This window comes from Enterobacter sp. HK-058-C-ECC (assembly GCF_047531125.1).
GTDB classification, from domain to species: Bacteria; Pseudomonadota; Gammaproteobacteria; order Enterobacterales; family Enterobacteriaceae; genus Enterobacter; species Enterobacter quasiroggenkampii.
Window position 1 is genome coordinate 766911 of the sequence record NZ_JBLKCH010000002.1, and the last position, 13859, is coordinate 780769.

The following is a 13859-nucleotide window of genomic DNA, read 5'->3' on the forward strand; positions in this document are numbered from 1 at the left end:
GACCCGGCTGAATGAGGAACCCCGCAATGAAGACCGATAAAGAGTACAGCGACACCATCAAGCGCGAAGTCGAGGTGGATGTCGATGCCCTGCTGGCCGCCATCAATGAGATTAGCGAGTCAGAAGTCCGCAGGACGGACGACAATTCGGACCGCGTCATTGTTAACGGAAGGGATTATCACACCTATCGTGAGCTGGCGGAGGCCTTCGAGCTCGATATTCACGACTTTAGCGTGTCGGAAGCCAATCGTTAGGGCGAAAAAAATCCCGGTCATGGGGATGACCGGGATCAAAACTTGCTTATGCAAGAAGCACTTGAAAATTCGTTACACCAGGAAATCTGATGTACAAGCCACACTATCCCCAACGAATTTGTCTGACAAGCATATATTCTTATGATGAATATAATATTTTTAACATAATGCTTTTCGTTATGAGCAATAACTTACGCCGAATGCGGGTTTGCCAGGGATTGTTCCCATTTCATCTGTTAACAATTCGGTTATTTTTTAGGAATTTTCTTAGAACGAAACGCAACCGTCATCGGGAGTCACTATGCCTTCACTGCGGGATACCTTGCTGATTTTTTCTGACCTGGATGGCGCGTTGCTGGATATTCATACCTACGACTGGCAACCCGCAATGCCCTGGCTGGACAGGCTACAGGATAACCAGATTCCGATTATTCTCTGCAGCAGCAAAACCGCGGCAGAGATGCTGGATATTCAGCAGGATCTGGGGCTGGAAGGCTTGCCGTTTATTGCCGAGAACGGCGCGGTAATACAGCCTGACGTGCGCTGGGACAAGGTCCAGCGTCAGATCCGGGGGATGACGCACCGGGATATTCGCCCGCGAATCGAGCAGATTCGTCTGCAGACGGGCTTTAAATTCACCACCTTTGACGATGTGGATGAGCACGTTATCAGCGAGTGGACCGGACTGACGCGCTACCGTTCGACGCTTGCCCGCAAGCATGAAGCCTCCGTCACGCTCATCTGGCGCGATACCGACGAGAAATTGGTCCAGTTTGAAGAGCAACTGGCGCACATCGGCCTCAAGTGTGTGCAGGGGGCGCGCTTCTGGCATATTCTCGACGCCCGCTGCGGTAAAGATGTGGCGGTTAGCTGGCTGATTGAACAGTATCGCGAGCAGGACGAGATCGAGCCCACCACGCTGGGGCTCGGCGATGGCCCTAACGATGCGCCGCTGCTCGACAGCATGGACTTCGCGGTGGTCATCAAGGGGATTAACCGCCAGGGCATCACGCTACGGGACGATAACCCTGAGCGGGTCTATCACACCCAACAGACCGGCCCGGCAGGCTGGCAGGAGGGGCTGGATCACTTCCTGTCCTGATCCCGCCACACGACCCGGTTACGCCCGCTCTGCTTAGCCTGATAGAGTCTGACGTCCGCCACGGACTGCAGCTGTTCAAAATCGTAGTTGCCCGTTTCATCCGCGCTGCTGACGCCCAGCGACGCGCTGATGCGCAGGGTGGTGCTCTTCTTCACCAGGATCTCCTTACTGGTGATTCGGCAACGAATGCGGTCAGCGACGCCTCTCGCCTCCTCCAGACCAATGCCGGGAAGGACCACACAAAACTCTTCTCCGCCGACGCGCCCGGCCACATCATTCTTGCGTAACGCGCTGGCAATCACGCCTGCTGTATGGGAAAGCACCTTATCACCGGCCTGATGGCCGAAACGGTCGTTAATGCTTTTAAAATGGTCGAGATCGATCTGAATCACCGAGAACGGCAGCGCCTGCTGGCGGCAGGTTTCCGCCAGCAATTTTGCGCGGTCGAACAGCGCGCCGCGATTATTGAGCCGTGTCAGCGGATCGTGCCAGGCCTGCCACTGGAGGGAGTGCTGAAGCGTGTACATGTTACTCACCATCCGACGGATCACCAGCCACGAGATCAACAGCATGGCGGTAAAGAGTGCCCACAGCAGCGCCAGCACGATACTGATACTGCCGAAATCATCCTGCACCCCTTCATGCAGGGTGTGGATCCGCAGGACGACGCCATCAAAGTGATCGAGCCGCTCCCAGGTGATAAACCGGCTCCCGAGGCGGATCCCGCCGCCGGTATCATGCTCAATCGCCTGAGCAATCTGCGCCGTTTCGCGTTCGTCAAAATGGTTAACCAGGCTTCCCGCGTGGGCAGAGGTGGCTATCATATTAAGCCGGGTATCGTACAGCTGATACTCCCCCTCCGTCCGGTCTTCCGTCGCGTCGGTCAGCAGACGCTGCATCGTGTCTAAGGTAAAGTCCATCGCCACGACGCCGTACCAGTAGTGATCGAAATAGATGGGGACGCTGGCGGTGATCGTGCGTTCATCCCCGGTCCAGGATGAAGGGGTAGAGATAAACCAGCGCACGGCGCGCGCGCGATTGTTACGCTCTGACTGCTGGGTAAACCAGGACTGCGTGACCAGATGATAATAGCGGGCGGTAATATCGCCCGCCCGATCCGGCGTATCCGTGGAAAGGAAAAAACCGGCGCGAGAGACGTAGATCACCCGCGCTTCTGTTTGTGCTCTCGATGATGCCAGCCTGAGCAGATACCCCACTTCGAGTGCGGCAGAAATTTCATGACTGATGCGCTCAGCGTCCCGGTTCAGAAGGGTGGTTTTATCCACGAATGCATCCGAGACCCCGTTAAGGGGAAGCGTGCGCTTTTTATCAACGGCAAGCTGCCAGGTGGGGAGCATGCGGACGGTATTAAAGCGTGACACCGCATCCTGTAAGACATCAAAGGCCAGCGGCGTCTCGATTGCATCATGCATGCCCTGGCGGAATAACAGCATCCTGTCGACGCTGTTCTGTAACTGCCTGTCCAGCGAACTGGCCACCGTATCCAGATGGTTGCGCTGGCTGGAGATGTACGCCTCTTCCAGCACTACCACCTCACGCCAGGTCAGGAGCGTGGAAAACACCAAAACGATCAGAAAACAGAGATTAACAATCCGCCCCGGATTGCTACGCTTATGCAGCCATTGCAAAAAAGTTTGTCTTACAACAAAGGTATCGCGCTGCACACACACTCCCTGATTACTGCTCTTTACCCGAAACCTGAGATAAAAACGCCCGGCAAAGCCGGGCGTTATGTGATTAAGCCTTGTCCCGCTGGTGCTGCCCGTCACCCGGCTGAAGCTCATCTTCACGGAATGCTTCCCGCTTGATGCTATAGCCATCGTGCCACCGACATTCCACCATTCCGCTGGAATACCCGGTGACGATCATACGTGGGCCGCCCTTCTTAGGCTTAACTTCATCACTGACCAAAAAGACCATACCTGCCTCCTGTATCAGGGTGAAACTTTTTCAATTTAGACGAGGAATGGTCTTTTTGCATCCTGCCGCGGGTAACAATTAGTGCGACGTGCCGCGAATTTTCTCAACCAGCTTCACCGCCGCGACGACGATAGCGCCAATGATAAAGCCCAGCACCAGATTCAGCAGCGTAGGCAGAATCGCCGCGATAACGGCCCCCTGCGTGGAGGAGAAATGTTCGATGGCATGGTGCAGCGGCGCAATGCCGTGAACCACAATTCCGCCGCCCACGAGGAACATCGCCAGCGTGCCCACCACCGACAAACTCTTCATCAGCCACGGGGCCAGCACCAGCAGGCTTTTGCCGATGCCTCTTGCTACCGCGCTCGATTTTTCCTCCAGCCAGTAGCCAATATCGTCCAGCTTGACGATCAGCCCCACCAGACCGTACACGCCCACGGTGACCAGAATCGCGATGCCGGAGAGGATCAGCACCTGATTCAGGAGCGGCGCGTCAGAGACAATGCCCAGCGTAATCGCGACGATTTCCGCAGACAGGATAAAGTCGGTCCGAATAGCGCCTTTGACCTTATCGCGCTCGAAGGTTTTCGGATCCTGCGCGGCCAGCGCTTCAAGACGCTGCTGGCGCACCTCCGGCGTATCGCTCTGCTTGCGCGCGCTAAAGGAGTGCAGCACCTTCTCCACGCCCTCGAAGCAGAGAAATGCCCCGCCAATCATCAGTAACGGCGTGATGGCCCAGGGAATAAACGCGCTGATCAGCAGCGCCAGCGGCACCAGAATCACCTTGTTCAGGAAGGAGCCTTTCGCCACGCCCCACACCACCGGCAGTTCACGGTTTGCCCTCACCCCACTCACCTGCTGGGCGTTAAGCGATAAATCATCGCCCAGCACGCCTGCGGTTTTCTTCGCCGCCAGTTTCCCCATCACTGAAATGTCGTCCAGTAAAGTGGCAATATCATCCAGCAATGTTAATAAGCTACTTCCTGCCAAAATCTTAATCCTTCATTTTTTGGTAATTAAGTGAATAGTATGGAGCAAAAGCGCCAACCCGGAAACAGGCACCTTACGTCAACAAAAAATTCACATCTGCCACACAATTAAAGGGCTCGCCAGCGAGATAGTTTTCGCGTTTACTATCAGCGAACTTTTTATTTCGTCGTGAGGGATTATGCGTTTCCGGCAATTGCTACCGCTCATCGGGGCACTCTTTTCGCTGTACATCATCTGGGGGTCAACCTACTTTGTCATTCGCATCGGCGTGGAAAGCTGGCCGCCGCTGATGATGGCGGGCATTCGCTTCCTCTCGGCGGGCATCCTGCTGCTGGCCTTCCTGCTCCTGCGCGGGCATAAGCTTCCTCCGCTACGCCCGATGCTGAATGCCGCCCTGATCGGCCTGCTGCTGCTGGCGGTGGGTAACGGGTTTGTGACGATTGCCGAGCACCAGAACGTCCCGTCCGGGATCGCCGCCGTGGTCGTTGCCACCGTACCGCTGTTTACCCTCTGCTTTAGCCGCCTTTTCGGCATCCGCACTCGCAAGCTGGAATGGCTGGGGATTGGGATTGGCCTGGCCGGCATTGTTCTGCTCAACAGCGGCGGCAACCTGAGCGGGAATCCGTGGGGCGCGGTGATTATCCTGATTGGCTCGATGAGCTGGGCGTTGGGTTCCGTCTACGGGTCGCGTATCGAACTGCCGACCGGCATGATGGCCGGTGCGATTGAGATGCTTGCCGCGGGGATTATCCTGCTGCTGGCTTCCGCGCTGACGGGAGAAACGCTGACGACCCTGCCGCCGCTGTCGGGCTTTCTGGCGGTTGGCTACCTGGCGCTGTTTGGCTCTATCATCGCCATTAACGCCTATATGTTCCTGATCCGCAATGTCTCTCCGGCTGTCGCCACCAGCTACGCCTACGTCAACCCGGTCGTGGCCGTGCTGCTCGGAACAGGACTGGGGGGAGAAACGCTCTCACCTGTGGAATGGATTGCTCTTGGCATCATCGTGTTTGCCGTCGTGCTGGTCACGCTGGGCAAATATCTGCTGCCGGCAAAACCGGTGGTCACGCCTTGCGAGGTGGAGAAACCGTAAGCAGGTGAATGCCCTGCGTGTCGATCTGCGCGGTCTGGCCGCCGCCGCAGATCCACTCTTCCAGCCGTTCGCTCAGATCGGCATCGTTCAGCTTTAATCTGCCTCTCAGCGCACACTCCCAGACGATCAGCACCCGCCAGCCCTGCGCCATCAGCGTGCCCAGATCCCGCCTGTCGCGCTCGACGTTCTTGCCAATCTTATCCAGCCAGAAATCGGTGCGCGTCGCCGGGACTTTAAACAGGTAGCAGTCGTGATGGTGCCAGAAACAGCCGTGGGTAAAGATGATGCACTGCCAGGCGTCGATGACGAAATCCGGGCGTCCCGCCAGGGCGGGATCCTGCACGCGGAAGTCAAACCCCGCCTGCGTCAGCAGCGCGGCCAGGCGCTTTTCAATGGCGGTGTCACGCGTGCCAATGGCACGCATGTTTTTACTGCGCGTCGCCTTATCGTGAACATCCGTCATTGACGGCCTCACCCTGACGAAGTGCCACCGCCTGTCGGATGCGCGAGGCCAGCAGTTTTGCGACAGCCGCGAACGCGGGAACCACCACCGAGTTACCAAACTGACGGTACGCCTGGGTGTCCGACACCGGAATGCGGAAGCGATAACCCTGCGGCGTTTCAAAGCCCATCAGCCGGGCGCATTCCCGCGGCGTTAAGCGCCGTGGGCGATGGCGCTGGTTGTGCGGATCGTCGAAATCTTTTTCACCCAGCGCCTTGTCCCAGCCTCTGTCGATCAGGATTTCCGCGCCGTCTTTATAGTAGCGAGCAGACAGCGTGCGGGTGACGCTGTGCGGATCGTTCGGGTTTACCATCCCAAAGCCGAAGCCGTTGCCTTTCGCCTGGTGCTTCTTGGCATAGCGGTAGAGGTATTTCCACAGCACCGGGGTCAGGATAAATTTCGCGTCGACGACGGGTTCCAGCAGATCGGCCACGGTGGGGCGGCGCTCGGGATACAGAGAAGGAATATCCCGCAGAGTAAAATCGCCTTTCAGATTGAGATCGCGGCGGAAACCCACCAGCACGATACGTTCGCGATGCTGGGGCAGGAAATGTTTCCCATCAATAATTTTAGGATCGTCCGCGCCCATGTCCTCTGAATCGGCCACGTCATAACCCAGCTCATCCAGCGTTTGCATGATAATGCGGAAGGTTTTCCCGCCGTCGTGGCTTTTTAAATTTTTGACGTTTTCCAGTACAAAAATGGCCGGACGACGGGCGTCAATAATGCGCGCCACGTCAAAAAACAGCGTTCCCTGCGTATCGCAGGCGAAACCGTGGGCGCGTCCAAGGGCATTCTTTTTGGAGACACCGGCCAGCGAGAACGGCTGACACGGGAAGCCTGCCAGCAGCACGTCATGCGCCGGGATCGTCTGACGAATGTGCTCGGCGGCCTGTTCATCGCTCACGCCGCTTTTATGGCTCAGGGTCACATCGCGGATATCCGCGTTGAAATGATGCTCGTGCGGATCGCAGTACCAGTTTGCCTTGTAGGTGCGCACGGCGTGCTTGTTCCACTCGCTGGTAAACACGCACTGTCCACCGATGGCTTCAAAACCGTGCCGAATGCCGCCGATACCGGCAAACAGATCGATAAACCGGAAGGCATAGTTCGGGTGCGCGGCAGAAGGACGCGGAAGCAGGTTTTGCAGATAACGAAACTCGCCTTCACTCAGGCGACGCCCTGCTCGCTCGCTGGTCAGCAGACGTTTAAGGATCGCCGGGCTCCAGTGGCTCTCGCCGTGCGCCACCAGCAGGCTGGCCAGCGTTTTAGCATCATAGATATCCAACAGCTGGCGCAGTAAGGCCTGCACCGTTGCCGTTGATTTCTCAGCCTGCGCGGGCGCGGGCTCTGTCACTGATCGATTTTCCTGCATTCTTTTAACCGGAGAGTAAAGACTGGGAACAGATTACCACAGTTCAGTTGCGCAAACTGCGACGGAAGCGGCTCAACACCTGGCTATCCAGCCCGAGGCAGTCGCCGTGTAATTCGGCGCTGAGTTTCGCCATAAACTGGATCAGGAAATCGGCATTGTGACGTGCCAGTTCGCGGCCCATGTCCGTTTGCATTGTATCAGGCAAACGCAGCAGCTTGGTCTGAAAATGGTCGAGGGCAAACGCGCGGTCGTCGAGGGGACGCGCATCGGCAAAGGGATCGTCCGCGTCAAATAGCGGCACGCCCAGTGCGCCCGAGACGGCAAAAACGCGCGCCAGGCCGATAGCGCCTAACGCTTCCAGCCGGTCAGCGTCCTGCACAATTTTGGCTTCTATACTTTGCGGCGCAATGCCGGCGCTGAAGCTGTGCGCCTCAATCGCGTGCGCGACGGCGGCAATATGCTCGGGCGGAAAGTCCGGGAAGTCGCGGCGCAGTATGTCGCTCGTCTTGCGAGCAGCAAGCCGTGAAGACTGGCTGCGTTCAGGATGGTTCTTCGGCAGGCTGACAATATCGTGAAAATAGCAGGCTGCCAGAATCACCCGCGGCTCGGCCGTGTGGTGAACCATGATTTTTTGCGCCGTCATCCACACCCGACGAAAATGCGAAATATCATGTGCGGTATCGTCGTTCTGGTGATTTTCCTTGAGCCAGCGCTCAAAGCCATGCTGCCACCGGGCCAGTTCCATCATCATGTCCTGTTGTTTAAAGAAGGTGAATTATAACATAGCCAAATTAAATGAATTTAAAAATAGCGCTGCGAAATATTTAATAATAATTACTCCTTATAAATCCACCCCAATAATTCACAAGAAAAATAATGAGATTAATAGAAATAATTTGAAATATTTCATCGAATTTAATTACATTTATTTTTGAAACTAAATCACAAGCCATAGAATAGTATCGAACCTGTAATTACGGAGGGTGATTACATATATTCATATAAATTATCTTTAAAGGGAATATATAATGAAAAGAAAAGTTCTGGCATTTCTGGTACCCGCGTTATTAATGGCAGGCGCAGCGAATGCGGCTGAAATGTATAACAAAAATGGCAACAAAGTTGACCTGTACGGTAAGGTTGACGCGCGTCATACCTTCTCTGACAACCCTGGTGATGATGGCGATGAAACCTATGTACAGGTTGGTTTCAAAGGCGAAACCCAGATTACTCGCGATCTGGTCGGTTACGGTCAGTGGGAATATAAAACGTTCGCTAACGATACCGAAGGCGCGGGTGACAAATCCTTTAACCGTCTGGCCTACGCTGGCCTGAAATATGGCGAATACGGTTCATTTGATTATGGCCGTAATTACGGCGTCGTGTACGACGTTGAAGCCTGGACCGATATGCTGCCGGTATTTGGCGGTGATTCTTACACCTGGACCGATAACTTTATGAATGGCCGTGCCAACGGTCTGGCAACCTACCGTAATAGCGATTTCTTCGGTCTGGTTGAGGGTCTGAATTTCGCGCTGCAGTATCAGGGTGCTAACGAAAGTGCAAACGCTAACGAAGATCAGGAAGGTACGAAAAACGGTCATAAAGACGTACGCTTCCAGAACGGTGACGGCTTCGGTATGTCTACCTCCTATGACTTCTCTGGCGATCTCTCCGGCCTGAGCCTGGGTGCGGCGTACTCTTCTTCTGATCGTACCAACGACCAGGTAGCTTACGGTAAGAGCCTTGAAGGTGTGGGTTTTGCGGGTGGCGAAAAAGCCGAAGCCTGGACTGTTGGCGCAAAATACGATGCTAACAGCGTCTACCTGGCGATGATGTATGCGGAAACCCGCAACATGACGCCTATTGGCAACTTTGGTATCGCCAACCAGACTCAGAACTTTGAAGCGGTGGCACAGTACCAGTTCGACTTCGGTCTGCGTCCTTCCCTGGCATGGGTTTACTCAAAAGGTAAAGACCTGGACGGTCAGGGATTCAATCAGGATCTGGTTAACTATATCGACCTGGGCATGACCTATAGCTTCAACAAAAACTTCTCCACCTATGTTGATTACAAAATCAACATGCTGGATCAGGACGAAGCGCTGTATGACGCATATGGTATTTCCACCGACGACATCGTTGGCGTCGGCATGACCTACCAGTTCTAATCTTTAAAAATACCAAAGGCCGCATCTGCGGCCTTTTTTATTTCTTCGCGGTCTGTGTTACGGCGCTTCCTGCAGCGCCACGCGGATGAACCCGTTATTCTGCGCCAGCAGTTCATGGGCTTTCCACGCATCCAGCCCTGTCAGCACCATCAATACCGCCGTTTTACAGTGATGGTTACAGCTCTCCAGCGCGGCTTTTGCCTCCGCCCGGGAGCATCCCCCTGCTTCCATCACAATGGCGATTTGGCGTTCGGCCCATTTGGTACTGCTTGCCTCGAGATCCACCCGCAGGTTGCTGTAAACGCGCCCGGTCCGAACGGCCAGCCCGGTGGCGATCATCGAGAGGATCATTTTCTGCGCAATCCCCGCTTTGGTGTTGAGATAGCCGGCCACCACATCGGCACCCAGTTCGGGAGCAATAACCATACTCGCCAGCTGCGCGGCTTCACTTTGCGCATCACCGGTAATGACGGCGACCGGCGCCCCCAGCGACCATGCATGGCGCATTGCCCCCCACACCCACGGTGTTTTTCCGCTGACGGTCACGGCCAGCATCATATCGTGTTCACCAAACTTAATGGCCTGCAGATCGGCAACGCCGCGCTCGTAGCTCCCTTCCCCCTCTTCTGCCGTGACGGCCACCACAGGGGTTTTGCCCGGCGCATAGTCATCAGCAACCTGTTGCGCGACCCGACCAGACGGTCCCGCCCCGACAATCACCAGACGGCCACCGTGATTGAGGGTCGCGGCAGCGTTATCCACCGCGCGGGCAATCACAGGTAAGCAAGGGGTGAGTGCAGCAGAAATGAGTGCATCATCCTGGTGAATGACTTTCAGCATGTCCAGCGTGGACAATCGATCGATATTCATCGTGCTGGCGTGCCGTCTTTCCTTGACCGAACCGGTAAGCAGAATGCTCATAAACAGCCTCCTTATTATGAGTACCCACATACTATAAAGTGTTTTATATAGATGACCTGCGAGAAGGGTCACGAAAAGAGGACCAAATCCACGCCTTTACATGGCTTTAAGAAAAGCGCGTCATCGGCGATAATTACCCCCTTACTTAATCATCGCGGAGTATTGATGAGCGATTTGCAGCCTTTCCTTCCGACGCGCAAGCGCCCCATGAAACTCAATACGCTGGTCACGCTGATGGTATGCGCGATTATCGGTTCAGTGCTGCTGGTGGTCTTTGCGCTCTATTCGGTGCAAATCACCCGCGCCACACGCGATGATGTCAAAGACACCGCGCTCGGCATTGCCCGCACCCTCGCCGACAGCCCCGAGATACAGCGCGGCCTGATGCAGGCGCCGCAGGAGAATATTATTCAGCCCATCGCCCAGGCGGTGACGAAACGAAACGATCTGCTGTTCACCGTGGTCACCGATATGCGCGGGATCCGCTATTCTCACCCGAACGAGGCGCTGCTAGGGCTGCATTTTATCGGCGACGATTTAACGCCCGCGCTGGAAGGCAAAGAGAACGTATCGGTTAACCGGGGTGCGCTCGCCGAAGCGCTGCGCGTATTTACCCCCGTCTACGACGGCCAGCACGAGCAGATTGGCGTGGTGGTGGTCGGTATCTCCCTCAATAAGGTGGAAGAGCAGATTACCCGCGGGCGGCTAAACGCCGTCTGGACCATTTTGTTCAGCATTTTTATGAGTTCGATGGCGATTTGGGGTCTGGTGCGGGTCCTGAAACGCATCCTGTTCGGACTCGAACCCTATGAAATTTCCGCCCTGTTCGAACAGCGCCAGGCGATGCTGCAGTCGCTTCGTGAAGGGGTGCTGGCCGTTGATATTCACGGGCGCGTGACGATGATCAATCAGACCGCCAGAGAAATATTGCTTCTCCCGTCCGGCAAGCAGACCGAAAACACCAGCGCACCCCTGCTGGCCAGCCTGCGTGACGTCTCGAAGACGGGCGTCGCGCGCCAGGATCAGGAGATCAGCTGCAACGGCCGGCTATTGCTGTGCAACATGGTCCCGGTGAAAAGCCAGGATCGGGTGATCGGCGCCATCACCACCTTCCGTGATAAAACGGAAATCAGCCAGCTGATGCAGCGTATTGATGGCATGGTGAATTACGTCGATGCCCTGCGCGCCCATACACACGAGTTTATGAATAAACTGCATGTGATCCTGGGCCTGCTGCACATGAAGCGCTACGACAAGCTGGAAGAGTACATCCTGCAGACGGCACATCATTACCAGACGGATATCGGTACGATACAGAGCAAGGTAAAATCCCCGGTGGTAGCCGGGTTCCTGCTGGGTAAAATCAACCGGGCGAAAGAAGCGGGCGTCACCCTGACGCTGGCGGATGAAAGCCAGATACCGGATACCGCAAGTGAAGAGCAGGTCGCGGTGCTGATCACCGCGCTGGGCAACCTCATTGAAAACGCGCTCGACGCGATGGAAGGACAGCAGGAAGGTGAGATTGGCCTGCTGCTGCATTATCAAAATGGCTGGCTCAGCTGTGAAGTCAGCGACGATGGCCCCGGCATTGATCCCACTCAGCTGGAGTCTATTTTTACAAAGGGCTTCTCAACAAAAGGCGACAACCGCGGCGTTGGGCTGTTCCTTGCTCGCCAGCAGATTCAGAACCTTGGCGGCGATATCAGCGTCGAGTCTGAGCCCGGCGTATTTACCCAATTTTTTGTTCACATCCCCTGGGATAGCGAGAGGAATATCGCGTGATAAATGTATTAATTGTCGATGATGACGCCATGGTGGCCGACCTCAACCGTCTGTACGTCAACCGTGTTGAAGGCTTTACCTGCTGTGGCGTCGCCTCCACGCTAAACCAGGCCGAGGCCATCATTAATGACCCCAGCCATCCTGTCGATCTGGTGCTGCTGGATGTCTATATGCAGCAGGATAACGGGCTGGATCTGCTGCCCGTCATTCGCGCATCCGGCCGCCAAATCGATGTGATCATGATCACCTCGGCCGCCGACGCCGCCACGATCCAGACCTCCATCCATTATGGCGTGGTGGATTATCTGATTAAGCCGTTCCAGTTCCCGCGCTTTGAAGAGGCGTTGAACGGCTGGAAGGCAAAGCACAGCCTGATGGGGTCGCATCAGTATTACGAGCAGGCGGACGTCGACCGTCTGATCCACGGCGGGGCACCGGAACTGGCAGACAGCAAAAAGCTGCCGAAAGGGTTAACGCCGCAAACGCTGCGCACGATTTGCCAGTGGATTGACGCACACCCGGAGACGGAGTTTTCTACCGATGACCTGGCAAACGCGGTCAATATTTCCCGCGTGTCCTGCCGCAAATATCTGATCTGGCTGGCGCAAATCAATATTCTGTTCACCAGCATTCACTACGGCGCCACCGGGCGTCCGGTGTATCGCTACCGTCTCCAGCCGGAGCAGACGGGCCTGCTCAAGCAATACTGCCAGTAATGCGGTAGGTATCGTCCAGCAGGGTAAAGCGGAAGTGGTGTGCTGAAGAGAACACCACTTCTTTTGTTTTGGTCACAAAGATCGCTTCTATGTCTGGACGCGCACGCAGCGCGGCGCAGCCCTTCTCCACACCCATGCCGTACATCAGCGTGGTCCAGATATCGCCGTCGATGGAATCTTTTGAAATGATGGTCACGCTGTCCAGTTCGTTGTCCAGCGGATACCCGGTGCGCGGATCGAGAATGTGGTGATAGCGTTTGCCGTTGTGTTCAAAGTAGCGCTCGTACGTTCCCGACGTCACGACGGAGAGGTTCTCGACGACCATCGCGCCGATCAGCGCATCCCCGGCGAACGGTTTTTTCAGCCCGACGCTCCAGCCCCCTTCCGGGGAGCCTAAGGTCTGAATGTTTCCGCCAAGGTTAATCAGCCCCAGCTCAGCGCCCTCTTTACGCAGGTAATCCCGCACCCTGTCGGCAATATAGCCTTTGGCAATCGCCCCCAGATCGATCTCCATCCCCGCCCGGGTCAGAAACACGCTGCTGCTGGCCTCATCAAGGAGAACATCCTCTGGGCAGGTAATCGCCAGCAGCGACGCGATTTCATCGGCAGGCGGAACGCTGTCCCCCTGAAAACCAATCTTCCAGCGCTTCACCAGCGGACCGATCGCCAGATTAAAGGCGCTGTCCTTGAGCAGGCTTGCCGCTTTTGCACAGCGGATCAGATCAAACACTGGCCGACTGACGGTGACCGGATGCTGGCCGGCCGCATGGTTGATGTCCATCACCTGCGAGTGCGCACGGTTGACAGTGAGCAGGTCTTCGTACTGTTTGATCAGTCGAAACACGCGGGACGCGAGGGCTTCGTCATGTGAGAAGAGCTTCAGGAGGATGGGTGACCCCATCAGGACGGCGGAGTAACTGTAAACGCGATGGCTATCAGGCATGGCAGGAGTCCTCAGCTGAAGCCCCGGCAGGCACCGCGCCGCCGGGGAAAATGCCGGATAACGCTGCGC

At 55.9% G+C, this 13859-nt stretch carries 14 protein-coding genes; 6 read left to right on the forward strand and 8 right to left on the reverse strand.

The features are described 5' to 3' along the window. Window positions 1-26: 26 nt before the first annotated feature. Together yodD and ACMWJS_RS07900 are read left to right on the forward strand one after the other, a co-directional pair. Window positions 27-254 (forward strand): YodD family peroxide/acid resistance protein, encoded by a 228-nt coding sequence (gene yodD, locus ACMWJS_RS07895; protein WP_013097742.1) that lies wholly within the window; start codon window positions 27-29, stop codon window positions 252-254. Between the two features lie 301 nt (window positions 255-555). Beyond that, complete coding sequence (locus tag ACMWJS_RS07900; RefSeq protein WP_262820916.1) at window positions 556-1356, forward strand: mannosyl-3-phosphoglycerate phosphatase-related protein; 801 nt, start codon at window positions 556-558, stop codon at window positions 1354-1356. Here ACMWJS_RS07900 and dgcQ read toward each other — a convergent pair. The 3 genes from dgcQ to ACMWJS_RS07915 all read right to left on the reverse strand — a co-directional run bounded on the left by dgcQ (window position 1341) and on the right by ACMWJS_RS07915 (window position 4287). Next, window positions 1341-3041, reverse strand: coding sequence for a cellulose biosynthesis regulator diguanylate cyclase DgcQ (gene dgcQ / locus ACMWJS_RS07905; RefSeq protein WP_167211355.1), 1701 nt, complete (start codon window positions 3039-3041; stop codon window positions 1341-1343). The two genes, ACMWJS_RS07900 and dgcQ, sit on opposite strands and share 16 nt — an antisense overlap. A 73-nt stretch (window positions 3042-3114) precedes the next feature. Then, complete coding sequence (locus ACMWJS_RS07910; RefSeq protein ID WP_023618677.1) at window positions 3115-3297, reverse strand: YodC family protein; 183 nt, start codon at window positions 3295-3297, stop codon at window positions 3115-3117. Window positions 3298-3375: 78 nt separating this feature from the next. Beyond that, window positions 3376-4287 (reverse strand): DUF808 domain-containing protein, encoded by a 912-nt coding sequence (locus ACMWJS_RS07915; protein WP_008500306.1) that lies wholly within the window; start codon window positions 4285-4287, stop codon window positions 3376-3378. A gap of 178 nt (window positions 4288-4465) precedes the next feature. On the opposite strand from ACMWJS_RS07915, the gene yedA reads away from it, so the two are divergent. After that, window positions 4466-5380, forward strand: coding sequence for a drug/metabolite exporter YedA (gene yedA, locus ACMWJS_RS07920; protein ID WP_414746896.1), 915 nt, complete (start codon window positions 4466-4468; stop codon window positions 5378-5380). Here yedA and ACMWJS_RS07925 read toward each other — a convergent pair. The 3 genes from ACMWJS_RS07925 to ACMWJS_RS07935 all read right to left on the reverse strand — a co-directional run bounded on the left by ACMWJS_RS07925 (window position 5352) and on the right by ACMWJS_RS07935 (window position 8002). Beyond that, a complete protein-coding gene (locus tag ACMWJS_RS07925) occupies window positions 5352-5843 on the reverse strand; it encodes a very short patch repair endonuclease (protein WP_414746897.1) in 492 nt (163 codons plus the stop codon). The two genes, yedA and ACMWJS_RS07925, sit on opposite strands and share 29 nt — an antisense overlap. Beyond that, the gene (locus tag ACMWJS_RS07930; RefSeq protein WP_045908154.1) at window positions 5824-7239 is read right to left on the reverse strand and encodes a DNA cytosine methyltransferase; all 1416 of its coding nucleotides are present in this window, start codon (window positions 7237-7239) and stop codon (window positions 5824-5826) included. Before ACMWJS_RS07930 ends, ACMWJS_RS07925 begins: the two co-directional genes overlap by 20 nt. Window positions 7240-7300: 61 nt before the next feature. Beyond that, window positions 7301-8002 carry a phosphohydrolase gene (locus ACMWJS_RS07935; RefSeq protein ID WP_277719047.1) on the reverse strand — a complete coding sequence of 234 codons (702 nt, stop codon included), beginning with the start codon at window positions 8000-8002 and terminating at the stop codon, window positions 7301-7303. Between the two features lie 283 nt (window positions 8003-8285). Between ACMWJS_RS07935 and ompC the strand changes: the two genes are divergently transcribed. Further along, the gene (ompC, locus tag ACMWJS_RS07940; protein WP_196346883.1) at window positions 8286-9428 is read left to right on the forward strand and encodes a porin OmpC; all 1143 of its coding nucleotides are present in this window, start codon (window positions 8286-8288) and stop codon (window positions 9426-9428) included. Window positions 9429-9485: 57 nt separating this feature from the next. On the opposite strand, the gene ACMWJS_RS07945 is transcribed toward ompC, so the two are convergent. Beyond that, window positions 9486-10349: an N-acetylmuramic acid 6-phosphate etherase gene (locus ACMWJS_RS07945; RefSeq protein WP_167211369.1), complete on the reverse strand. Its 864-nt coding sequence runs from the start codon at window positions 10347-10349 to the stop codon at window positions 9486-9488. Between the two features lie 165 nt (window positions 10350-10514). Between ACMWJS_RS07945 and ACMWJS_RS07950 the strand changes: the two genes are divergently transcribed. Beyond that, window positions 10515-12131, forward strand: coding sequence for a sensor histidine kinase (locus ACMWJS_RS07950; protein WP_048029384.1), 1617 nt, complete (start codon window positions 10515-10517; stop codon window positions 12129-12131). Further along, a complete protein-coding gene (dcuR, locus tag ACMWJS_RS07955; protein WP_069718955.1) occupies window positions 12128-12847 on the forward strand; it encodes a two-component system response regulator DcuR in 720 nt (239 codons plus the stop codon). Before ACMWJS_RS07950 ends, dcuR begins: the two co-directional genes overlap by 4 nt. On the opposite strand, the gene ACMWJS_RS07960 is transcribed toward dcuR, so the two are convergent. After that, a complete protein-coding gene (locus ACMWJS_RS07960) occupies window positions 12828-13790 on the reverse strand; it encodes an FAD:protein FMN transferase (RefSeq protein ID WP_414746898.1) in 963 nt (320 codons plus the stop codon). The two genes, dcuR and ACMWJS_RS07960, sit on opposite strands and share 20 nt — an antisense overlap. Between the last annotated feature and the right edge of the window lie 69 nt (window positions 13791-13859).